This window comes from Desulforhabdus amnigena (assembly GCF_027925305.1).
Classification (GTDB): Bacteria; Desulfobacterota; Syntrophobacteria; order Syntrophobacterales; family Syntrophobacteraceae; genus Desulforhabdus; species Desulforhabdus amnigena.
The window spans coordinates 40,728-63,860 of record NZ_BSDR01000001.1 but is presented as its reverse complement, the minus strand read 5'-3'; the positions used below and the strand labels follow the sequence as shown (position 1 = coordinate 63,860).

Genomic DNA, 23,133 nt, shown 5'->3' with positions numbered 1-23,133 from the left:
TTTATCAAGATAAAGATGCGATGGGAGGCGAATTCATCGAATGAGGGGGAGGGTCTTCTTCCGGTTCCCGTCATCCTCGCCGGGCAAAAAGTTCTTTTCAAAGCCTGGTTCAAATCTTCCCAATCCGATATAATTCTTGACAAAAAGCAGGCTCCTTGGTACTGAACAGCCGGTCTGCGGGATTTCATTTCGCTTGGATCCAATTCAACAGGAACCGAGACGAAATCACCGGGAAAGATGAAAGGCTATTGTGAAAATGGAACACGCGCCGGTACGATGAGCCTTCCGGACCCCCAAGTCCCGAAGGCTTTTGTTGTTTGTGTGCATGCAAGTTCCTGTTTTCGACTCAACAAAAAGGAGAATTCATGCGCATCATCGAAAGTGTTTCCGAGATGCAGCAGCAAGCCGACATGTGGCGCGGCGAGGGAAAAAGAATCGCTCTGGTGCCCACCATGGGCTATCTACATGCGGGACATCTGACTCTGATGCAGAAAGCCCGGACTCATGCAGATATTGTGGTAATGAGTGTATTCGTCAACCCGACGCAGTTCGGCCCAGGTGAAGATTTTGAAAGATATCCCAGGGACTTTGAGAATGACATTCGTCTGGCGACGGAGGTGGGAGTGGATGCCGCTTTTTCACCTGAAGCCGCTGAAATGTACCCTGAGGGATATCAGACCTATGTGGATGTCACGCGAGTGACGCTTCCGCTCTGCGGCAAAAGCCGGCCAGGGCATTTTCGTGGAGTGACCACGGTGGTCAACAAACTTTTCAATATCGTGAAACCCCATGTGGCCATGTTTGGTGAAAAGGACTTCCAACAACTGGTGACCATCCGTAGAATGGTCAAAGACCTCAATATGGATGTTGAGGTGCTTGGCCATCCCATTGTCAGAGAATCGGATGGGCTGGCTCTGAGCAGCCGGAACGTCTATTTGACCTCTGAGCAGAGACAAGAAGCATTACGCCTGAGTCAATCCCTCAGGGAAGCTCAAACACTGATTCAAAGTGGAGAACGGCGCAGTGATATCATCCTGAAGCGCGTCAGAGAAATCCTGAAAGCCGGCAAAGACATGCGAATCGATTATGCGGAACTCCGTCATCCCGAGACCCTCGAAGAGGTCTCCAGAATCGATGGCCCCACACTGCTTGCTCTTGCAGTTTTTTTGGGTACAACTCGCCTTATCGATAACTGCGTGTTAAATATTCCCCAATGAACCGTGGCTCTCAAGCTGAATAACAAAACTCCAGGAGGAAATGATGCAACGTTTGATGCTCAAGTCCAAAATCCATCGTGCGACAGTGACTGACGCCGACCTCAACTACGAAGGAAGCCTTACCATTGACGAAGAATTGATGAAGGCTGCCGATATTCTGACTTATGAACAGATCAAAGTCTTCAATATCAATAATGGCGCGCGGTTTGATACCTACGCCATTCCAGGTCCGGCGGGAAAAGGCGATTTTTGTCTCAACGGAGCTGCAGCCCGAATGGGTGCAAAAGGTGATCTTATCATCATTGTCACCTACGGCCATTATGAAGAAAATGAAATAGCAAACCACGAGCCCAAAGTCGTTTTTTTGGGCAAGGACAACAAGCCATATAAACCCAATACGAAGATACAGGCACAGCTTTGTTGCTCAAGAAAATAAAAGATAAGATTCGGAACTATTTCATTGCCGGTCTGCTGACGGTGGTTCCCCTTTCCATCACCGTTTATGTGGTGATGCTTTTGCTTACCCATGCGGACCGGGTTTTCAACTTGATTCCCACGCGTTACAATCCCAAGAACTACATTCCTTTTCCCCTTCCGGGGCTTGGAATTGTCCTTGTTTTACTGTTGATCTTTTTTACCGGCCTTTTGGTGAAGAACTATCTCGGGGGACGCATCGTCGAGTTCGGAGAGCGAATTGTTTACCAGATTCCTTTGGTGCGCCCTCTCTATTCGGCAGTCAAGCAACTCCTGGTTGCCATTTTTTCCGAGTCCTACAAAGGCTTCAAAAAAGTCGTGCTCATAGAATATCCCCGGCGAGGCATCTATGCCTTGGGGTTCGTCACGGGTGTCGCCTCGGGAGAGGTCCAGGACCTCACCAAGGAGCGGGTCATCAATGTCTTCTTACCCACAACGCCCAACCCCACTTCAGGGTTCTATCTTCTCATTCCTGAAAAAGATGTCGTCCCTCTGAAAATGACTGTTGAAGACGCCTTCAAACTGATCATTTCGGGGGGGCTGGTCACGCCGGAATACGGGTGTGAAAGGTTCGCTTCGAAAAAGCACACCATTCCCGTTCCCGGCGCGAAGGAAGAAGAGGAATCTTCAGTCTGCGGTTCGGATATTGCCCCATAGAGCCGAATGGTCTGACCTTTGCGTCCGCCGATGGGGATGGGCTTGCAGAAAGTACATTTGCAGGGCGTGAAGAGGTTCATTTTGATTTTTTAAGGTGGACCGGCTTCACTCCACATCGAAAATGATTTTCTTGGTGCTTTCACTTCGTTCGAGCCTGAAACAGCAGCCGTCAGAAAGTGCGGTTATCGGCTGAAACGAGGAGTTTGCCCTTTTTCTCATTTGCGACGAAGCATTGAAAGATTCGGTGTGCTGATGCACCATTTCTCAGGCGCACTGGATCCACAAGCTTCATTGTTGATTCTAATGCGACATTGTCACATGAACCACAGAGACACAGAGGGCACAGAGAAAGACTTTCAAATGAAATCTCTGTGTTCTCCGTGTCTCAGTGGTTTAGATGAAATCTGACAATGTCGAGCCAATTGGCCGACTTGAAGAGGAGAAGTTCAATCATGTCCATGAGCCATTTTTTGTTTACTTCAGAGTCCGTAACAGAAGGGCACCCCGATAAGGTCGCCGACCAGATCTCGGACTCCATTCTGGATGCCATCATCCATCAAGACAAGACAGCACGGGTAGCCTGTGAAACGCTTGTGACCACGGGGCTGGCCTTCGTTGCAGGAGAAATCACCACATCTTCCTGGGTGGACATTCCGGAAATCGTCCGCCAGACCATTAAGGAAATTGGATACAACGATTCTGAAATGGGCTTCGACTGGGCAACCTGTTCGGTGTTGACCAGCATCGACAAACAATCTCCCGACATTGCCATCGGTGTCAATCCCGGGGAAGGAATGTTCGAAGAACAGGGAGCCGGCGATCAGGGTTTGATGTTCGGTTATGCGTGCAACGAAACCCCCGTTCTCATGCCAATGCCCATCTATTACGCTCACCGCATCACACGCAAGCTTGCAGAAGTTCGCAAGCACGGGGTTCTCGAGTTTCTGCGCCCCGATGGAAAAAGCCAGGTAACGATAGAGTATCACAACCATCAACCCAAGCGCGTCGACACCGTTGTCGTTGCCGCACAGCACACCCCTAATGTCTCCTACAAGAATATCCGGGAAGGCATCATCGAAGAGGTCATCAAAAAAGTGATTCCGGCGGAATTCATTGATGAAAAAACCAAGTTTTACATCAATTCCACCGGCCGTTTCGTCATTGGCGGCCCCATGGGAGACTGCGGATTGACGGGCAGGAAAATTATTGCCGATACCTATGGCGGACAGGGAAGCCACGGCGGTGGATGTTTCTCGGGCAAAGACCCTTCCAAGGTGGATCGTACGGCATCCTATATGGCCCGTTACGTGGCCAAGAACATTGTTGCCGCCGGCCTCGCAGACAGGGTCGAAGTGCAGGTAGCCTACAGCATCGGTGTGGCAGAGCCCGTTTCTCTCATGATCGATACATTTGGAACAGGTAAAATCGCTCCCGACCGCATTGCGGAAATCGTCAGAGAACTCTTCAGCTTCAAACCTTCCAACATGATCAGCCATTTGAGATTGCTTCGCCCGATTTATAAAAAGACCTCATGCTATGGGCATTTTGGAAGGAACGATCCCGATTTTTCCTGGGAAAAGACCGACATGGTGGAAGTACTTCGCGAGAAAGCCGGACTGTAGGGTTTCGAGGGCCGACGAAGTCCGGCGGGACCCGGAAAGGCCACAACAGAGCATGAAAATGTAGGCCGGGATTCTTTCCCGGCATAAGAGCGTCGGGCGAAAAAAAACCGATCTGCCATTTCATATTGAGGAGATTTCATGGAATTTGACATCAAAGATCAGGGGCTGGCTGAAAAAGGAAAGCTCCGTATCGAGTGGGCGGCACAATCCATGCCGGTGCTGCGTTCCATTCAAGAACGGTTCCGGAAGGAAAAGCCCCTGGACGGCCTTCGCATCGCGGCATGCCTTCACGTGACCACGGAAACAGCATTTCTAGCGCAAACCCTCAGGGACGGTGGAGCCAATGTTCGCCTTTGCGCGTCCAATCCCTTGAGCACACAGGACGACGTGGCGGCATCTTTGTCCCTGCATGACGGAATTCCCACCTTCGCCATCAAAGGGGAGGATAAAGAGACCTATTACCGCCACATTCATGCGGCTCTGGCCCATAAACCCCAGATCACCATGGACGATGGCGCGGACCTCGTAGGTACCCTCCACTCGGACCGCCGAGAACTGCTCCCCGAAATCCTCGGGGGCACTGAAGAGACGACGACCGGAGTCATTCGGTTGCGCAGCATGGCTGAAAAGGGTATTCTACAGTACCCCATCATCGCCGTCAATGATGCCGACACGAAGCATCTCTTTGACAATCGGTACGGCACCGGCCAGAGCACGATCGACGGAATCATTCGAGCAACCAACCGTTTGCTGGCCGGCTCTTATTTCGTAGTGAGCGGCTACGGTTGGTGCGGCCGGGGTGTGGCCATGCGTGCTTCCGGTATGGGCGCAAAGGTAATCATCACGGAAGTGGACCCCCTCAGGGCACTGGAAGCCGTTATGGATGGCTATCAGGTGCTCCCTATGGCGGATGCAGCCAAATTGGGGGATTTTTTCTGCACTTTGACCGGCGACATGCATGTCCTCAGAAAAGAGCATTTTGAAGTCATGAAGAATGGAGCTATTGTCTCCAATTCAGGACATTTCAATGTAGAGATAGATCTGGATGCCCTGGAAGGAATGGCTGTCGCTCGGCGCGAAATCAGGGATTTTGTCGAAGAATTCACCCTCAAAGATGGCCGACACATCTACGTGCTCGGTGAAGGCAGATTGATCAATTTGGCTGCCGCTGAAGGACATCCCTCCAGTGTTATGGATATGAGCTTTGCCAATCAAGCGCTCTGTGTCGAGTACATGTTCAGAAATTATAAGGCGTTCGACAAGACGGTTTACAGAGTACCCATAGAAATTGATAAAGAAATCGCTAGATTGAAACTTGCCAGCATGCAAGTTCAGATCGATACCCTCACCCCTGAACAACAGAAATACCTTCATTCATGGGAAATGGGAACGTAATGGCTCATGGTTCATAGCTGATGGCTCACAAATAAAAGAGGGAAATGGATGGAACGGTGGTTTTACGGTCCATCAAAAGAAGGATTCAGCGAGCGTATCATTTCCTGGCGGAGTCACGCTCGCAATGGTTGATAATCCCACTTTTGCAAGAACGGCGTTCTCGACGCCATTGTCTTTAGTTACGGCGAGAACGCCGCTTTTACATGATGATCGAAAATTTTAATTTTATCCTTGCAGAGTATATGAAAAGAAGCATCCTATGGGGGCTTTTTCTGATCCTTCTCCTGAGCTGCTCTCAGCAGATTTCTGAAAAACCAGTGAAGTCCCCTGGTTTTGAGCCGGTCCCCATCACGGAAATCCCGAATTTTGCGGATGACCTGGATTCCGAGTCGCTTCGGACAGCCATAAGGAGAAGTCTCTCTTTTTATAGCCGTATTCCGGGAACGAAAACCTTTGTGCTGGGAGAGATGTCTGTTACCGCAGAGGAGCTCAAAGCCGTCTTGCTTGAGTTCTTGCAGCTCATGGATTCAGGAAAACTGAATTCTGCTTCCATTGCAGAAATCTTTGATATCTACCGAAGTTGCAGTTCGGAATCGAGCGGGGAGTCCCTCGTTACCGGATATTACGAACCCGTTCTCGATGCCAGGATTGAACCGGACAACGTTTTTCGATATCCCATTTATGGTATCCCCCCCGACCTGATAACGATTGATCTCGCATCTTTCAATGCGGAAAAATTTTCCGGGCAGCGGCTGGTAGGTCGAATGGAGGGAAATCGCATTGTTCCATACTATACTCGAATGGAAATCGATGGAAAAAAGAAACTGGAACCTTATGGCTGCCAGCTGGCCTGGCTCAGCAATGCCATAGATGTTTTTTTCCTGCAGATACAGGGATCCGGCATGCTTCGGTTGCCGGGCGAGCAGTTTCGCCGCGTGGGATACGCCGGTGCCAACGGGCGGCCTTACAAGAGCATCGGCAAATATCTTATTGAAAAAGGCGCGATGAGTGCTGAAGAATTAACGCTTCAATCTCTCAGAGATTATTTGCAGGCTCACCCTGACGAGCAGGATGAAATTCTCTGGCAAAATGAAAGTTATGTGTTTTTTCGGTGGGTTGAAGATGGGCCATTGGGAAGCATCAATGTGCCGTTGACAGCCGGGCGGTCCATCGCGACCGACCCCCAGTTTCATCCGGGAGGGGCTTTGGCCTTTCTTGAGACGAAGAAGCCCCGTCTGAATACCGATGGTCAAGTTCTGGGGTGGGAACCATTGCAACGATGGGTCCTGAACCAGGATGCGGGAGGGGCCATCAAAGGACCCGGAAGGGCTGATTTATTCTGTGGCAGCGGAGAAACTGCCGAATGGACGGCCGGCCGCCTCAAACATCCAGGCAGACTCTATTTCTTGCTGCCCAAAGGGAAAAGAGTAGATTAGGCATCGACAAGAGATCTATTTTTGGATTTTGTAAGATCGATCCGCCAAAGATTGAAACAGTATCCGCATCTCATCGAAACAGCGGCAAAGAGCGATTGCGGCCTTTTTCACTTCATCCTTTCTATTTTCATCGGTTGCACAAAGAAGAGTCAGGAGGACTCGCTGTGCGCTTCGAAAATGATCGGTGGTGAGTTCCGCCCGAAAGACGAGTTGTTGTAAAATCCTGTCGGGATCGGCATCTTGAATAATCTTTTGAAGCTCCTTTTGTTTTTGCTCGTATTCGAGCGCCAATTGTCCTAAAATTTGAAGATGATCGTGAGAAGAATCTTCCATGGGGGCTCCTTTTTCGTCTGTAGCTGGTTGTTTTCGAATGCAGCCCATGCTGTGCACCGCAAAATCAATTCGCGACAATATTAGATTCAAAACCACGTGTCAATTTGTAAGCTCTACATGTTTGCGAATGGAAAGAGGATTTGTTTCCCTGGGATTTTCCAAAGCCCGCAGGTTGGCAAAATAAATATTTTATACTATTATACTATAGTTTGTATTTCTTTTTTTCCGCCCCCCGGGCGCCCATTAAAGAACTGGCGATTTTAATCCGATAGAAAGGGAAGCGGTTTTCTGCATGTGCATTCCAAAATAGATGATGTGTAAATGCATACGCGGAAGAGCACATCCTACAATGGAATTCCTTCCCGGGACGGCTAGACCGTAGGGGGAAAAGTAGGGAACAAATGTTTCATAGGCATGCTTTATTGTGCCGATCAATTATATCGGGATTTCAGTTGTGAAAGGTATTCTATAATGTTTGTAAAAATGCTGAATATATTGATCGCGGAATGTATCAAAATTCCTGCTGAAGGGTTGAATCCTCAACTAGAACGTAAAATACATGAACGATTGGTTTTCACGAACCCGGATTATGAGCTTCGACACAACCGGGGCGAATGGATAGGAAGTATTCCGCCGCAAATCAGCTGCTTACGCCAGAAAGGACGCAGCTATATCCTTCCCAGGGGCTTTTTGGATCAGCTGCTGGAACTGTGCAAAAAATTTCAACAGCCCTATCGGCTGGTGGATCGCAGGCGTTATTTCGATCCTCTTCCTTTTGAATTCCACGGCGAGCTCAAAAGCTACCAGCAGGATGCTGCGGAAGCGGTTCTGGAACGCGATTTTGCCACACTGGCAGGTGGACACAAAAGTGGCAAGACGGTTATCGCGCTCTATACCATTGCTCAGCGGCGGCAACCTGCCCTTATCCTCATCCCCAAGCTCGAATTGCTGGAGGGTTGGCTTGCAAAGATTGAAAACTTCCTGCAAATCCCCAGTTCAGAAGTAGGGATCTTTTCTACAGGTGAACACCGGGTGGGCAAAAGGATCACCATCGCGCACACCGGTGAAGTGATGCGTCACTGGAAAAAAATAGCGGATCAAGTGGGATATCTCATAGTGGACGAATGCCAGCGGTGTCCACCCAAGGTCATTACACATCTTATTCCCAATTTCGACACCCGGTACATGCTCGGACTTTCCAGCACGGTACAGCGCAACAAAGACCGCCTTTCCAGGATCATTTACTTTTATATCGGGGATGTGGTTTATGCTATCAATGAAAAGGATGCTCGCGAAGGGCGAGGGATCATTCATGCCCATATCGTCGCACGCCCGACAGAATTTGAATACCCATATCGGTCCAGAGCCGATTATGTTCCAATGTTGCATACCATGATGCAGGACAAGGATCGAATCCGCATCATCGCAGACGACATAGAGACAGAGCTCAAGAAAGCGACTCGTGCGCTTCTAGTGCTTTCGGCAGGGGAAGAATATGACCGGATATTGCGACAGGAACTGAGTCAGCGAGATATCCCGATTCATGTCTATGAACAGAAAAGTGATGCTCTGCGGGAAGAAGCCGATGGAAACTCCAATAACGGCTCCAAGCATTGTGAAATATCACTTCCATCCGGACCTTCGGCCGTTTTCGTGACCCCTCAGGTGTTGGCAGAATGTTCGGCGCAGTTGCATTCCAACGTTCTTTTCTTGACCGTCCCCATTTATTTTCGCAAAGCTCTGGCAAACGCCATTCGCGATCTTCATTCCAATGGCAACGGTGAAGGGGGAAAGCTCAAGATTTACGATTATGTGGATCAGAGGATCGGTCTGCTGGAAAATTACTTCCGAATGCGGAGCTACAATTATGGAGTGCATCCCGAAGTGCTTCTCAATCCCAACCTCAACTGATTCGTTCCGGCATTGCGGGGTACTTCCAGCCCGCAATGCCGGAACGGAACATCCTCCAGCCTTCGGCCCTCCATTAACCGGATCTTCTGTTCGTTTGCGGTTCACTCACCTCACACTTTGATGTGAACATAAAAAATTGGATGAAACAAACTCATCTAGCACTGGCGCCGTTTCTTCGTTTTTGCCCTTCGGTGATGACCATTGGAATTCGTGCCTCTTTTGAAGATTATTCGGCTGAAGAAAAAAAACTTTTAAGGTGTGCTCACAGGATTTTCTTCCCCACGCCCCGTTTTGCAGGCCTTTTTGAGGCTGTGGGCACACCTACTTTTCCTCATGCTTCCACCTACCTTTACCAACGTTCCAATCTCCATCAAATGCTTCTGTTTCAATACCTCAAATGGCCTCATCCGCGTACCCGTATCTATTTCGGATGGAAACAGAAGCAGTCGATTCCCAGGGACTTTCGATTTCCTTTTCTGGCCATCGGTCCCCGCGCATCGCCCCTTGCTCCTCGCATCATTCGCAACATGAAGGATTTGGAACAACATGCGTTCGATCACAATCCCCTGATCATTCAGGAGGCTATAGACTGGATTGAACGTATTCGATTCATTTGTGTTCATTATGAATGCGTGGGAGCACTCCGCCAAACAGCAACGGCGGAAGATCCTACTCTGGAACCCATACCCCTGGAGCACAAAAGTTTAAGCGAAATCCTTCAGGCCACGCGCCGTCTCCTGCGCATGGCGCAACTCGACGACATTTCAGTTGTATGGGCTTATGGCAATGGCCAATGGCAGCTCATTCAACTGGAACGTCCTCCTGCCCGTTGGAAGAGTCTCGAGGGAACTCAGCACCGCCATCACCTTATCTGCCACTTGATCCAGACCGGCTTCTTGTAAAGAAACTCAAAATCTTTATATTGTTTTCCAAGACGCTTTCCCTTTGGAATCCGAGATTCATACCGTGAAGCGCTTGCAAAAGAGCATGCACTCGTGTTTTGATTCGGTCGGTGAAATTTAAAAAAAGGATGAAGAAATGACGATAAGACATCTGCCTGGAGTGTTCTTTCTATTGTTCTTGCTTGCCTCAGGAAAACCCGGCTACCCTTCGAATACGCCGAAACAAGTCCCTCAACTTCCTGCTTCTCTCCAAGCCTCCGTACAAAGGACGATCGCATCCAGGCCGGGGGATCTTTTTCTGGTCCTGAAAAACGGCCTTACTGTTTTGATCAGGCAGCAAGAAAATGTGAACGTGGTCTCCAGTCGTGTCGTTGTGCGTACCGGATCGATCTATGAAGGTGACTATCTCTCGACGGGCATTTCCCATTACCTGGAGCATGTGGTCTCCGGCGGTTCTACCAAGTCGTTTACTGAAGCTGAGGCTAAAGAAAGGCTTGAGAAAATGGGAGGATCGACCAATGCCGCTACTTCCTACGAACGAACCATCTATTATATCGATACGTCAGCAGGGCATTGGAAGGATGCTCTGGATCTTCTGCTCTCTTACGTGAGTGAGTCTGTTCTCGATCCTCAGCAGGTGGAACGGGAAAAGGCCGTCATTCAACAGGAAATCAAGATGGGGGAAAACGATCCCGACAGAGAATTGTGGAAAACCTTCATCCAGACGGCCTATCAGGTGCATCCCGTCAGAAATCCGGTGATAGGATACGAAGAGCTTTTTGTTCAGTTGGACCGCGATGCGCTTCTAAGATATTATTCCGAACGTTATCGGCCGGATAATATGGTTGTTGTCGTAGCGGGCAACGTGGTTCCAAACGACGTTGCCGCGTTCGTTGCAGAAAAAACCAAGAATTTCCAGCGAAAGAGCAGCCCGCCGGTGGTACTGCCCCAGGAACCTCTTCAGGTCGGTCCACGATGGGAAGAGAAAACACTGCCTATCGCACGGCTCACTCAGGCCATAGTGGGCTTTCCGTCCGTAAAAATCGATGACGAGGATCTTTACGCGTTGGATGTCCTTGCCCTCCTTTTGGGAGATGGGCGCACGAGCCGTCTCTACTCCCGTCTAAAGGACAAGGAAAACCGGGTTCTCAGTGTGGGAACCAGCAATTGGACTCCTGATTTCGTTCAGGGACAATTCTTTATCTCTCTGACTCTGGCTCCACAATATTGGCCCGGAGTTCTGAAGAGTGTGGAAGAGGAAATCGACCGTTTCAAAAAAGAAACGGTAACGGATGAAGAACTGGCAAAAGCCAAAAAGAGCGTCATCGCGCAGCACGTCTTCGAAAAGGAAACCGTTTCCGCCCTTGCCTCTTCGTTGGGTTCCTCCTATTTATACACTGCCGATCCCTATTTCGATGATGCCTATGTGGAACGAATCCGCCAGGTAACACCGCAACAAATCCAGGATGTCGCTCAACGGTACCTCTCCATGGAGCGTCGCACGGTGGCCGTCATACAGCCGGAAACAACCAGGGAAACACTTGCTGCTTCAGAGGTAAAGCCCGAAGAATCCTCCTCGCTGAAGGCATCAGCGGTACAGACGCATCAAATGCAGAATGGACTCAAGGTGCTTCTGAAACAGGATTCCACCTTGCCCCTGGTCACAATCCACCTCTACGGCAAGGGAGGACTCCTGCTGGAAAACCTCAACGACCAGGGTATTTCCTCCTTTACGGCTTCCCTTTTGACTGCCGGAACATCCAGAAGGACCAAACAGCAAATCGATCAGGCGATAGAAGAGGTTGGAGGAAGTCTCGAAAGCAGGTCGGATAACAACACTTACCATGTATCGATCAAGGTTTTGAAAGATGACCTGGACCTGGCGCTCGATATCCTTTCCGATATTGTACAAAATGCTCAGTTTCCTGCGGAGGAGATAGAGAAAAAACGGCAGGAAACCCTTCTGGCGATACAAAGGCAGGACGAAAATTGGCAATTTGAGGTGCTCCAGCTCTTCAAAAAGAATTACTTTCAGCACAGTGCTTATCGAAACGACCGGCTGGGGACTGCAGAATCCGTCCAGTCCTTCACGAGAGAGCAGATTCAGACCTTTTATCACCGCATGGTAAACCCGCATCAGTCGGTGCTCGCAGTGTACGGCGACACGGATACGTCCAAACTGCTTCCAAAAATTCAGAAGCTTTTCGGCTCCTGGACGGATCGTCCATTATCGCTCGCGCCGGCACCGCAAGAAACGCACCCGCTCAAGTCTGACCGGGTCATCGAGAAGAAAAGCGAAAAGAGCGCAGCCGCTCTTTTCATCGGCACCAACGGACTCGACATCGACAGTTCACGCAAACCCGTTCTGGATGTTCTGGATGCCATTCTCTCGGGCCAGGGGTACCCCGGTGGACGTCTCTTTGATGCTTTGCGCGGAGGCAAGGAAGATCTGGTGTATGTGGTGGGGGCTTTTCCCTTCTATGGGATACGGGCTGGTTTTTTCGGCATCTTGACGCAAACGACCTTGAAAAACCTCGACAAGGTGCAGGAAATCATATTGGCGAATCTCAAGCGCTTGAGGGAGGAACCCGTGTCGCCCCAAGAACTTGAAAATGTCAAGGAGATGCTGATCACTCTGCACCACATGGAATTGGAAAGCCTGGATGCACAGTCCCAAAGTGCGGTGATCAACGAAGTCCTCGGCCTGGGATGGGATTATGACAAAAAGTATCCGGACCTGATTCGATCGGTCAGCATCAAAGACATTCAGGAGCTGGCCGGGGATCTGTTCTCCTATACACTGATCGCGCGCACTTTGCCCGAAAACCCGGTGGAAATCCTGCCCCCGCCGCCCCCAAAGAGCGACGTGCAAACTCCTTGAGATTTTTCCCCCGAGTTGCTTTAGATAAAATCCAGATTTCCGGCGAGCCGTTGAAAAAGTGCCCTCCATTGCCCCCGCCTTCGCGGGGGCAACAGAAAAGTTTTTAAGAACACGAGTCCTTACCTTGCGGGAAAGGATGAACGGATTTCACAAAATGCCTGGAAACTTTGCCCGGATATTTGAATCGATGCTACTGTGCCTTCGCGGGAATGATGGAAAAATTCACTGGAGGCTTTTCACCAACTTTTCGAACAGGAGAAGGGCTCAGAAAATCATCCGGACATGATCTTTTCGCAGGGACTTTTCGCTGAAAGGCAATCCCTTTCCCTTGCTCTGGAGCAAAAATACTCCAGGTCGTTGAAAAGATAGCGGAGCAATCGATTTTCTTTTTGCAGGGTCTGGATGGTCGCATGCAGGCCTTCGGCGGGGACACCCAGGGACGCGGCCATCTCTGCAAGCGTGCAGGGACGCCTCTCCACCAGTTCCAAAACACGCGATTCAAGATCCGCACTTTGACTCTCTGGAGCAGATCCCTGAAACCGGCCGATGATTTGGCTCCGATCGGCAGGGAAAAAAGAAAGCGCTTTCTCCATTTCCGCGCCTGTAAGCCCTCGAACGTCGGCATAAGCTGGAGGGCGGACTACAGTGTTGAGTTCGATGCGGTCCGGATGGAGTCGATCGATCACCCTGCGTATTGCCGTCAGCTCGCCGGAATGGTCATTGATTCCTGAAACGAGCATCACTTCCAGGTGTAGTTGCCCCCGGTATTCGTGGCCAAAGGCTTCCAACCCCTCCAAAAGAATGGAAAGGTCCAGATGGGGGTGCGGACGGTTGATCCTTTGAAAAATTTCCGGAGTCACTGCATCTAAGGATGGAACGACCCGGTCGGCAGCCGACAGATCCTGCCGCACCCGGGCATCCCAAAGGAGGGAGCCGTTCGTGAGAACAACCACGGGAAGGTCGGGAAAACGCCTTTTAATGCTTGCAATCAGGCATCCCAGAGGTTCATACAGCGTCGGTTCACCGGCACTCGAAAAGGTAAGTACATCCGCGCCATGAGGATGGGAGCCGAAGTAATCCTCCAGATCGTGCATGACCTGATCGGGCTCTACAAAGGTCTGCCGCCTGACCGTGAGGTGCGTGGTACGCCCAGATTCACAGTACAGGCAATCGTAGGTACAGGTTTTTGCCGGAATGACATCGATCCCGAGGGATCGCCCCAGACGCCGGGACGGAACGGGACCAAACACGGTTTTCATACATTCTTGCCTTATAGGTTCTTGCTGGACGCCTTGTCGTCGAAGCATCTTCCCATCATGACATGGTTCATTTTCTTGAGATATACTTCGCATTCAGAACAGTTCCGGCCGCTTTCCTTGCAAATGCGGGGAACAAGGTCCCAGCAGGGAACGGGGAAATTGAGTATTGCCGGGCATTGTTTGCGGATTTCTTCACCGCATCCCCGGATGTTCCAGCAGGGCGCAATGGTCAAAAGCTTTTTGATTCCCGCAATATTGAGACCATCGTCAGTGAGAAGCTTGCGCAGACATTTGAGCCACTGAAGATCGTTGTTGGAATAGAACCGCTTCCCCCCCCTCCTGGCGGGCCTGATCAACCCCTCTTTTTCGTAAATCCTGAGGGTCCTCGGATGAATGTTAAGCAATTCTGCCACAATGCCAATGGGATAGAGAGCCTTCTGATGCTGTACTTCCATAAAAAAATCCTCCAGTAACATATAATTACAAAGTCATATAAAATCGCTTCGATTATAAAATCTGCAATAAGGAGTGTCAATTTTTTTTACGAAAAAGACTTAGGTCAAATATTTCCTTTTCCCCTTGCTAATGCTATTGAGGATACAGTAACTTTTGGTTCGCTTTTCAGACGGGTGCCAAGCCTTAAGATTTTGAAGATGCATTTAATGAGCCATAGGGCGTAGTGTGCAAAGATTTCAGCTGAATTTGTACAGAGGCGGTAGAGGGGAACCGGTAATTCAGCCGTCTTCTGAAGGTTTTTGGAGGAAAAAATCCGAAGGGCATGTCCGAAAAACGGCTTCTAAAAAACATTTTCAAAATGACGTGTGTTCCTGGCGCTCCGCAGAGCTTGAAGTCATGTCTGCAGGAGAATGGCAGAAAAACTTCAATTTTCATTCGTCGGACACTTCGGTTATAAGAAGACACAGACCGACCCCGAGTCTTCAGCTTCAAAAATTCCATTTTCCGAGAGGAGAAAAACGAAATGCGCAGTGATGCAATGAAAAAAGGGGTGGAAAAGGCGCCACACCGCTCACTTTTCAAAGCCATGGGATACACCCAGACAGAACTGGACCGTCCGCTCATAGGAATCGCCAACTCTGCCAATGAAATCATTCCAGGACACATTCATCTGAATAAAATTGCCGAAGCCGTTAAGGCGGGCGTTCGACTTGCGGGAGGAACCCCCATTGAATTCACTACCATCGGGGTGTGCGACGGCATCGCCATGAACCACCCCGGCATGCGCTATTCCCTCGCCAGCCGGGAACTCATCGCCGACTCGGTTGAAATCATGGCAATGGCCCACCCCTTCGACGGCCTTGTGCTCATTCCCAATTGTGACAAAATCATTCCCGGGATGCTCATGGCCGCCATGCGCCTGAACATTCCCACCATTCTGGTGAGTGGAGGCCCTATGCAAGCGGGACGAAAGGGGCACACACAGATAGATCTCATTTCCGTTTTTGAAGGAGTGGGATCTTTCAAGGCAGGACAAATGAGCGCAGAGGAACTCTCTGAGCTGGAGGATTGCGCGTGTCCGGGCTGCGGCTCCTGCGCAGGCATGTTTACAGCCAATTCCATGAACTGCCTCTCGGAGGCCCTGGGAATCGCTCTGCCCGGAAACGGGACCATTCCCGCCGTCACTGCGGCCAGAATCCGCCTGGCTAAAGCGGCAGGAATGAAGGTCATGGATCTTGTCGCCGGCAACATTCGCCCCAGAGATATTGCAAACCGTGAAGCATTTGAAAACGCCATGACAGTGGATATGGCTCTGGGGTGTTCCACCAACACCGTTTTACATGTTCCCGCCATCGCCCATGAAGCAAAAATAGACCTGGATCTTGATCTCTTCAACAGCGTCAGTGCCCGCACCCCCCATCTTTGCAGTCTGCGGCCCGGAGGTCCTCACTTCCTCGAAGATTTGAATGCAGCAGGCGGCGTTCAAGCGGTCATGAAAGAGCTTTCCTCTCGCAATCTCATTCATCTGAATGGCATGACGGTGAGCGGAAAAACGGTGGGTGAAAATATTCAAAACGCCTGTATCTTGGATCAGAACATCATCCGCCCCATTGAGCGCGCTTATCACGATCAAGGGGGAATCGCCGTGTTGTATGGAAATCTGGCTCCCGAAGGAGCTGTAGTGAAACAATCGGCCGTCGCCCCGGAAATGTTACAACGAACGGGCAAAGCTCGCGTCTATGAGAGCGAATCCTCCGCGGCCTCGGCTATTCTGGATGGTCAGATTCACCCCGGGGATGTGGTCGTGATCCGCTATGAAGGCCCCAAGGGCGGTCCCGGAATGCAGGAAATGCTCACACCGACGGCAGCTATCATGGGACTCGGGCTGGGCAAGGACGTTGCTCTCATAACCGATGGACGGTTCAGCGGTGGCACCCAGGGTGCCGCCATCGGCCATATATCTCCCGAAGCGGCTGTAGGCGGCCCCATCGCATTGGTGGAAGAAGGGGACCAAATCCTCATCGACATTCCGAACAAAAAGATTGAATTGCTCGTGGATGAGACTACGCTTCTCAGGCGCCGACAAAACTGGCATCCGCCCGAACCCCGCATCACAGAGGGATATCTCGCTCGTTACGCTCAAATGGTGACTTCAGGGGCTAGAGGCGCCGTCCTTGAAATCAAAGGCCGCTGATTTGGGATAATCCCTCGGAACATGCAGCCTTGAGTTGAAACAACCTTTCAACTCCCATGACCAGAACGGTCACAACGAAAAATGAAAAAAGGCAACAGGGAAAGCGCGAAATGCTCTTGAAAAGCAATGTCATCATGAGCCATGGGCCTTTTTTCATATAAGGTTCCCAGGCAGATGAATAGAACTCTGTGATCACGTGCCCGCAGGCCTTGTTTTCAATGGTTTTTCCTGCGACGCATACAGAAAAAAGTCATGAACCCATGGGGAGAAACAGGGGCTTTAACACCCCCTTCTCCCTCTTTGGATACTTCCTGACTTATCGCATCATACGCTCAGAGGTCTCCATACAAATTGAACCCCTGTGCCATACGATGGGGCTCAGTAGGAAAATGGATCCGAAGGGGATATTATTTCAGTGGGTTACGTATTTCGCTCTGAAGATACAAAACGCTACGATGACTGGTTTCAATCGGAACCGGGCCGAACTGCATGGAAGATTGAAACGGAACTCTTCAGTGGATTGTGGGCACCCGTTTCTCGTCAGAATGTTTTAGAAGTGGGGTGCGGTACCGGACATTTCCTCGAATGGATTTGTCAACAAGGCCATCAGGCAACCGGCCTGGAGCCTTCTCCTTCCATGCGGGAGCTCGCTCGAAGCCGCCTGCCAGGCTGTGTGACGGTAGATCATGGGCATGCGGAATATCTTCCTTATGAAGACAACTCCTTTGATACAGTTGCATTGATCAATACTCTGGAATTCGTAGATGATCCCACAGAAGCTCTCCAGGAAGCCGTTCGCGTGGCCCGCCGGCATGTCCTTGTGGGTGTCTTGAACAGATATTCTCTGGCCTTTATGCAGCATTGTTTGAGCCGCTTATGGAGACCTTCATTTTACGATCATGCCCATTATTTCAGTGTTTTCGAGCTGGAATTTCTGATCCAAAAGATCCTTTCAGGAAAGGTTCCAGTTATATGGAAAACCTGTTTCACCTTTCCACTGGGTGCTCTCAAGTATCTTCATCATCTGGAAAGATCCCGTTTTTTCACTTGCCACCCCTTTGGGTACTTCATCGCCATGCGCATTGATCTCCACTATCCGCTGCAAACCATCCAAACACCTCTCTTCTGCGACCTGTCGCCTCGAGTAGGACATGTCCCTTTTTATGGCTCCTGCTGGCTTTCTTCACGTGGCGAAAGATCGTATGTTTTGAATGCTGCATTCAAGGAAAGATTTGCTGGCAACAGGGATGGCAACCTACAAGGAAAGGTTTCTTTTGAGGGTCATTCTTGAAAACCCCTGTAGGGAAAAAAATAGAGAGAATGCGATATTCAAACAGCGTGAACCGGAATGCAATGACATCACGTCGAGAATTGATTCAAAGAGTGTTCGACCGCCTCTTTGAAGCTTTTGGTCCACAAGAATGGTGGCCGGCCAAAACCCCCACAGAAGTGATTATCGGAGCAATATTGACGCAAAATACGGCATGGAAGAATGTAAAACAATCCATTGCATGTCTGCGCCGGAACAACCTCTTGGACTTTGAAGCACTCCACCGCCTTTCGGAATCCGAGCTGGCCCTTTTGATCCGATCTTCAGGGTACTACAATCAGAAGGCTCGCAAACTGAAAGCCTTCTGCGAACATCTTCAAACCCGTTGGCAGGGAGATCTTTCGCTTTTTCTCTCTCAAGAAACGGGCCCCCTTCGCAAGGAACTCCTGCAGATTTACGGAATCGGCCCCGAAACGGCTGACAGCATTCTTCTCTACGCTGCTTTTCAACCCTCTTTCGTTGTGGACACCTACACCTGCCGTATTTTTCATCGGCATGGATGGGTTGCAGAAGACATTGGTTATGATGAATTGAGAGACTATTTCATGGATTGCCTGGAACCGGATGTGGAATATTTTCAAGAATATCATGCGTTGCTGGTTCGAGCTGGACATCTTTACTGCCGGCGCAAGCCATTTTGTGATTTCTGCCCCTTAAATGGATGGACAGAAGGATAGATAGCCGACACGATCTGTGGTAATAAACAGCTGTTAGATTCGCATACCCGGTAGATGATAACAGACCATACCATTGGGAGGCCGAGAGCGCCGCTCCGGCCCGACAGGACGGGTCACAAGCCCGACCGGCATTCTCAGATACAAGAGAGGAAAAACGATGATTTCGGTTCAAAAAATTCTCGTGCTCGTAGATTTTTCGAAGGATTCAGAAAAGGCGGTACACTACGGTCTTGGAATCGGGCGCAGCCAAAACGCAAGGGTTTACTTTCTGCACATGGTGAACCAGCGTATCATCGATGCGGTGCAGCAACTCAGCGGCAAAGGATATAAAGGCGATTTCCTGAAGGCGCTCAAAAAACTGATGCTGGATCGAGAAAATGATCTGAAGGAGTTTGTTCCCGAAGAGCTGCGTGAAGGGATGGACGTCGAATTCCTCATCCGCAAGGGGGAACCCGCCGAAGAAGTGATCAATGTCGCTAAGGAACTCTCCATAGATATGATTGTGGTGGGAAGCCAGGGGAATACTGCCCTTGCCGATGCTTCCATCGGCGGTGTAGCTCAAAGCGTAGTGAACAGTGCACCGTGTCCTGTCCTGGTTGTGCGCGCCGTAGAACACGACTTCATCAGCTAGGAACCTTTTGCCGATCTTTCATGAGGAGGATCTTCATGCATGGATGGACTCGGAGAAAGGCGGGAGTCGACATGCAATGCGACAACGCGAAAATCAAATGACATTCCCGGAAAAGATGAGAACGGTCGGGGTGAGATACAAGCGATTGTTTCAGTGTTTGGATCAGGATATTCATGTTCCATCCATCTTGAAAATCGAGGAATCTGCACGCTACAGGATTCCCATGTCCAATGAATATTGGCAGAAAACCGTAAACACCCTGAGGCACGAAGTATCGAAATTAGATCAAAAAAAAGTCATGGTCCATATCGATCAGATCATCCGGGGCATTCAATGGTTGGACCCCATCATGACCAGATACTGTGAACAGACATGCCCGTCATGCAAAGATCCCTGCTGTACCGGATACGAGGTCTTTTTCAACCAAACAGACCTGCTTTACCTGACGGCTGGACATACATACCAAAATACCGCCCGGACAAACACGAACTTCAAAGTCGGAAACCTGCCGTTATTTGGGCGAGAAAGGATGTCGACTCCCCCGTCTTCATCGCCCATATGTATGCGTCTGGTTTATTTGCGACGCCCAGATGGAACTCCTCCAATCGGAACCAAACGTTATTTATAGGCAATTCATCAAAACCATGCAAGACATAAGGATGCATCGCCTTGCACTGGAATCCCTTTATGAACTCTGCCCTGCAAGGAATTAGAAAGAGAGATTCTTTTCGTTCCGCTCCCCTTTAAAAAGCCCTTCTCATGGATTTTCATATAAATTATCATTCCGATGGCGGCACCCTGCACGATGAAAACAAGCCTCTCGGAGATCTATTTTCTATGTAAAGAGTATCCCATCAACAGCTACAAAATAGGTAATTTTGCTCAATCCATGCACTTCAAAGCCATCAGGATGCATTGGATTCGAAGGCCATTTTTTTCTCCTTTCGGTCGGCAAGATATTGTTTGAGTTTCTGGGGCAAACCACGCTTTTTCGCCAAACGACTGCGCATTCTGGTCAAGACCCTGGCAGCCAGGGGTTGCTTCAAAGGAAATCCCCATTTCTTCTTGTATTCCCGGGGAGTGAGATGGTGGGTCTGCAAATGGTTTGCGGTCAATTGTCTGAATTCAGCCCCACATTCCAGACAAATCACTTTGTCCTCCTGGATCGAAGAACGGGGATCGAGACTTATCGCCTTAGCGGGTTCCATAGAAACCGCACTCGGTTTCATTCCTTCCATCGGAAGAGATTTGCCTTCCATTTCGGCATGCTGCATCTTGTGCAATACATTATAAAATCTAATCAAGGCAGATTCGACTTCTTCCTCTGTCATCTTATTCAGGGATACCTGACTCTGCACAATGTCTGCTGCGAGTTCAAAGAGTTTTTTGTCCATAGGATTCCCTCCTTTCTAGAAAGGCTTTCCATATACACATATCGCTTCATTGAAATGAATAGAAAGATAAAGAACGTGGGTTCTCTGTAAATATAAGAGGGATATGAATTTAAGCAATAGTTCAAATATCACATGGATAAATAAGAAAACATTTCCGAAGAAGGACGAAATAAGATTCATCAGAGGAAAATCATCAGTGTGACCGCTATCATTAATCACATCTTTCAAGGCAGTCACACTGATGATCTATTTGGAAAGAAACGATCAAAATTCGCATCGCAGGCCAGGATTAAAAAGGCCTGTTACTACCCCAAATACTCAGAAAGTGAAAACCTTATACTCAGGGTCCACCATCATTTTAACCAGATCCGCTCCGGAGGATATCTTCGCCCCTTCAATCAGATCGTCCGGAGAGATAAGACGCTTGTCGGCACACGCTTTACAAACATGAATGGGACTTTTATGAACAATCAAATCGTCCAGAAGATCTTTGAGATGTTCTCCCGTTGAAGATCGAATCCCTTCGGCCATACCGATCTGAGCCCAGTGAATCGCGTCATCGATCAAAAATACTTCAACGTGGTTTCCGGTTTGTGCTGCGATGGATGCGAACTGCATGGCCCGTGTGGCTCCACCAGACTTCTCAAAACCCTTCGAAAGAATAAACAGTAGTTTTTGCTTTTCCATAGCCGTCCTTTACAGTTTTATTAGAGTTTGCCCAAAGTTTTTTCCACCGGCCGGCGCTCAGGCACATAAACGCACGCTACTTTTTCTTCGTTCCATTCTTTGGATACATAAAGGTTGCAATAGCAACTCCCATACTCTTTTACATCAGGTTCCCGATAGATACAGGGGCAGGTGATATCCTTGTCCCACTCCCTGTCCCCCGATGCCAACCGACAGGGACACGCCATATACCCATAACGCTCTTTATTGATGAGCAGACCCTCAAGAAGTGCGAAGACCTTTTCCTTGTTCTTATTGAAGTAGTAGCCCTTTGGTTCCTGCACCTTTTTCAACATTTCATAGAGTTGCTCCACCGTCATCATAGATTGAGGGCCTCCTTGATTTCATCTTCCCTGAATCCGACGATGATTTTGTCTCCAATGACAAGGGTAGGAAAGGAGCAGCTCGGGTTGATCTTCTTGATCTCCTCGATGATCGCTTTACGTTCATCACCGTCCAGCTTGTCAACATCTATACATTCATAGCCGACGCCACAACTCTTCAAGAATTCCTTGGTATTTCTACAATGAATACATGTACTCAAGGCATAAAGCTTCACGTCACAACCACTCATATTCAGCCTCCCTCATCTTTTGTCTTGTCTACAGAAAACCGATTTGTGCCGAACCCACACCGCGCATGATCCAATCATAAACATCGCAATGAGAAGCGGTAAGACCATAAACTTGAAACTCGTCAATGCACCCTTACTGTTCCTGTTCATCTCGGCATTGCCTTATCATTTAATCATGCGAGCCGCTGACCGCTAGGGCAAGGCTCAAATCGTTCCGAATTCCCAGGCGAGTCAATGCAAAATCGTAGCGAACCGGATCACTCGGAAAAATAGTCTTGAATTTGTCCGTCAGTTCCAGAGCAGCCCGCATGTCCGCTTGCTTTCGAGATATGAGTCCCAGCATCCGTCCAATTCTATGCATGTGGGTATCCAATGGGACGATCAAACGTGACGGACTGACTCCTCTCCATCCGCCGGGGTCCACATCGTCACAGCGCACCATCCAGCGCAGAAAAAGATTCAGGCGCTTACAGGCACTCCCTTTACCGGGAGAGGGCAAGAACATGCTCATGTTGCAATCGGCACAGGCATTCAATTCTTTCACAAAAGCCGTGAGAGCGGGAAGAACCGTTGAGTCTGATTCCCTTAGTCCGGACAGAAAACAGGACTGAAGTGAGCCGTAGAGCTCAACAATCCCTTTTATCCCTTTTAAAAAACCGGACAATTGATCGCCTGTTGTGAAACGATGTTTGAAGTCTTTGAAAGATCTTTGAAAATTCTCCAGAGAATTTTTCTGAATGTATTGGAAAGGTGACGGTCCCATCCTGTCGAGAACCAGGGAAACACTTTTGAGTATTTGATTCACCCGCCCATAAGCAAGAGATGCAGCTACTATTCCAACGATTTCCCGGTCGGCGATGCTTTCGTAGCGATAAAGAAACTCCAGCGGATCGGGATGAATATACTCCCGTCGATTATACCGTTCATAAAGGGTCTCGAGAACTCCCCTGTCAAACTCTAAAGGCAGACAAACTTTCAACAATCACGTCCGTATCAGATATGAATCGGGTTAAACCATATTTCCGGACCTGCCCTGCTCATATTCCCAGTTTAGAAACAGGGAA

General features: G+C 49.4%; 21 protein-coding genes. 13 read left to right on the top strand and 8 right to left on the bottom strand.

The window, feature by feature from the left end:
• The first annotated feature begins 365 nt into the window (after positions 1-365).
• The 6 genes from panC (at position 366) to mltA (ending at position 6,801) form a co-directional block, all read left to right on the top strand.
• A complete protein-coding gene (panC, locus tag QMG16_RS00285; protein WP_281791681.1) occupies positions 366-1,217 on the top strand; it encodes a pantoate--beta-alanine ligase in 852 nt (283 codons plus the stop codon).
• A gap of 43 nt (positions 1,218-1,260) precedes the next feature.
• Positions 1,261-1,653 (top strand): aspartate 1-decarboxylase, encoded by a 393-nt coding sequence (gene panD / locus QMG16_RS00280; RefSeq protein ID WP_373878696.1) that lies wholly within the window; start codon positions 1,261-1,263, stop codon positions 1,651-1,653.
• Positions 1,638-2,348 (top strand): DUF502 domain-containing protein, encoded by a 711-nt coding sequence (locus tag QMG16_RS00275; protein ID WP_281791679.1) that lies wholly within the window; start codon positions 1,638-1,640, stop codon positions 2,346-2,348. The genes panD and QMG16_RS00275 overlap by 16 nt, the downstream gene beginning before the upstream one ends.
• A gap of 452 nt (positions 2,349-2,800) precedes the next feature.
• Positions 2,801-3,970, top strand: a complete 1,170-nt coding sequence (gene metK / locus QMG16_RS00270) for a methionine adenosyltransferase (protein WP_281791678.1) — start codon at positions 2,801-2,803, stop codon at positions 3,968-3,970.
• Positions 3,971-4,108: 138 nt separating this feature from the next.
• Positions 4,109-5,365: an adenosylhomocysteinase gene (ahcY, locus tag QMG16_RS00265; protein ID WP_281791676.1), complete on the top strand. Its 1,257-nt coding sequence runs from the start codon at positions 4,109-4,111 to the stop codon at positions 5,363-5,365.
• A 242-nt stretch (positions 5,366-5,607) separates the two neighbouring features.
• Positions 5,608-6,801 carry a murein transglycosylase A gene (mltA, locus tag QMG16_RS00260; protein WP_281791675.1) on the top strand — a complete coding sequence of 398 codons (1,194 nt, stop codon included), beginning with the start codon at positions 5,608-5,610 and terminating at the stop codon, positions 6,799-6,801.
• Positions 6,802-6,816: 15 nt separating this feature from the next.
• Here mltA and QMG16_RS00255 read toward each other — a convergent pair whose 3' ends face one another.
• Positions 6,817-7,134, bottom strand: a complete 318-nt coding sequence (locus tag QMG16_RS00255) for a hypothetical protein (protein ID WP_281791674.1) — start codon at positions 7,132-7,134, stop codon at positions 6,817-6,819.
• A 471-nt stretch (positions 7,135-7,605) separates the two neighbouring features.
• Between QMG16_RS00255 and QMG16_RS00250 the strand changes: the two genes are divergently transcribed.
• The 3 genes from QMG16_RS00250 (at position 7,606) to QMG16_RS00240 (ending at position 12,828) form a co-directional block, all read left to right on the top strand.
• Entirely contained in the window at positions 7,606-9,045 is a 1,440-nt protein-coding gene (locus tag QMG16_RS00250) for a DEAD/DEAH box helicase (RefSeq protein WP_281791673.1), read from the top strand.
• Positions 9,046-9,185: 140 nt separating this feature from the next.
• Positions 9,186-9,947, top strand: coding sequence for a hypothetical protein (locus tag QMG16_RS00245; RefSeq protein WP_281791672.1), 762 nt, complete (start codon positions 9,186-9,188; stop codon positions 9,945-9,947).
• 136 nt (positions 9,948-10,083) lie between these two features.
• A complete protein-coding gene (locus tag QMG16_RS00240; protein WP_281791671.1) occupies positions 10,084-12,828 on the top strand; it encodes a M16 family metallopeptidase in 2,745 nt (914 codons plus the stop codon).
• Between the two features lie 272 nt (positions 12,829-13,100).
• Here QMG16_RS00240 and QMG16_RS00235 read toward each other — a convergent pair whose 3' ends face one another.
• Both QMG16_RS00235 and QMG16_RS00230 read right to left on the bottom strand, forming a co-directional pair.
• Positions 13,101-14,087, bottom strand: coding sequence for a radical SAM protein (locus tag QMG16_RS00235; RefSeq protein ID WP_281791670.1), 987 nt, complete (start codon positions 14,085-14,087; stop codon positions 13,101-13,103).
• An 11-nt stretch (positions 14,088-14,098) separates the two neighbouring features.
• The gene (locus QMG16_RS00230) at positions 14,099-14,542 is read right to left on the bottom strand and encodes a MerR family transcriptional regulator (RefSeq protein ID WP_281791669.1); all 444 of its coding nucleotides are present in this window, start codon (positions 14,540-14,542) and stop codon (positions 14,099-14,101) included.
• 524 nt (positions 14,543-15,066) lie between these two features.
• Here QMG16_RS00230 and ilvD point away from each other — a divergent pair.
• The 4 genes from ilvD (at position 15,067) to QMG16_RS00210 (ending at position 19,375) form a co-directional block, all read left to right on the top strand.
• Entirely contained in the window at positions 15,067-16,737 is a 1,671-nt protein-coding gene (gene ilvD, locus QMG16_RS00225) for a dihydroxy-acid dehydratase (RefSeq protein ID WP_281791668.1), read from the top strand.
• Between the two features lie 415 nt (positions 16,738-17,152).
• Complete coding sequence (locus tag QMG16_RS00220) at positions 17,153-18,028, top strand: class I SAM-dependent methyltransferase (protein ID WP_281791667.1); 876 nt, start codon at positions 17,153-17,155, stop codon at positions 18,026-18,028.
• A 62-nt stretch (positions 18,029-18,090) separates the two neighbouring features.
• The gene (locus tag QMG16_RS00215) at positions 18,091-18,744 is read left to right on the top strand and encodes an endonuclease III domain-containing protein (protein ID WP_281791666.1); all 654 of its coding nucleotides are present in this window, start codon (positions 18,091-18,093) and stop codon (positions 18,742-18,744) included.
• 157 nt (positions 18,745-18,901) lie between these two features.
• Entirely contained in the window at positions 18,902-19,375 is a 474-nt protein-coding gene (locus QMG16_RS00210; protein WP_281791665.1) for a universal stress protein, read from the top strand.
• Positions 19,376-20,280: 905 nt separating this feature from the next.
• Here the strand turns inward: QMG16_RS00210 and QMG16_RS00205 are convergent.
• From QMG16_RS00205 to QMG16_RS00185, 5 genes are all read right to left on the bottom strand, one after another.
• Entirely contained in the window at positions 20,281-20,769 is a 489-nt protein-coding gene (locus tag QMG16_RS00205) for a Ros/MucR family transcriptional regulator (protein ID WP_281791664.1), read from the bottom strand.
• Positions 20,770-21,087: 318 nt separating this feature from the next.
• Positions 21,088-21,456 (bottom strand): DsrE family protein, encoded by a 369-nt coding sequence (locus QMG16_RS00200; protein WP_281791663.1) that lies wholly within the window; start codon positions 21,454-21,456, stop codon positions 21,088-21,090.
• 20 nt (positions 21,457-21,476) lie between these two features.
• Positions 21,477-21,815 (bottom strand): ferredoxin-thioredoxin reductase catalytic domain-containing protein, encoded by a 339-nt coding sequence (locus QMG16_RS00195; protein WP_373878695.1) that lies wholly within the window; start codon positions 21,813-21,815, stop codon positions 21,477-21,479.
• Positions 21,815-22,069: a glutaredoxin family protein gene (locus QMG16_RS00190; RefSeq protein WP_281791661.1), complete on the bottom strand. Its 255-nt coding sequence runs from the start codon at positions 22,067-22,069 to the stop codon at positions 21,815-21,817. The genes QMG16_RS00195 and QMG16_RS00190 overlap by 1 nt, the downstream gene beginning before the upstream one ends.
• A 169-nt stretch (positions 22,070-22,238) precedes the next feature.
• Entirely contained in the window at positions 22,239-23,048 is an 810-nt protein-coding gene (locus QMG16_RS00185; RefSeq protein ID WP_281791660.1) for a TIGR02757 family protein, read from the bottom strand.
• Positions 23,049-23,133 lie beyond the last annotated feature (85 nt).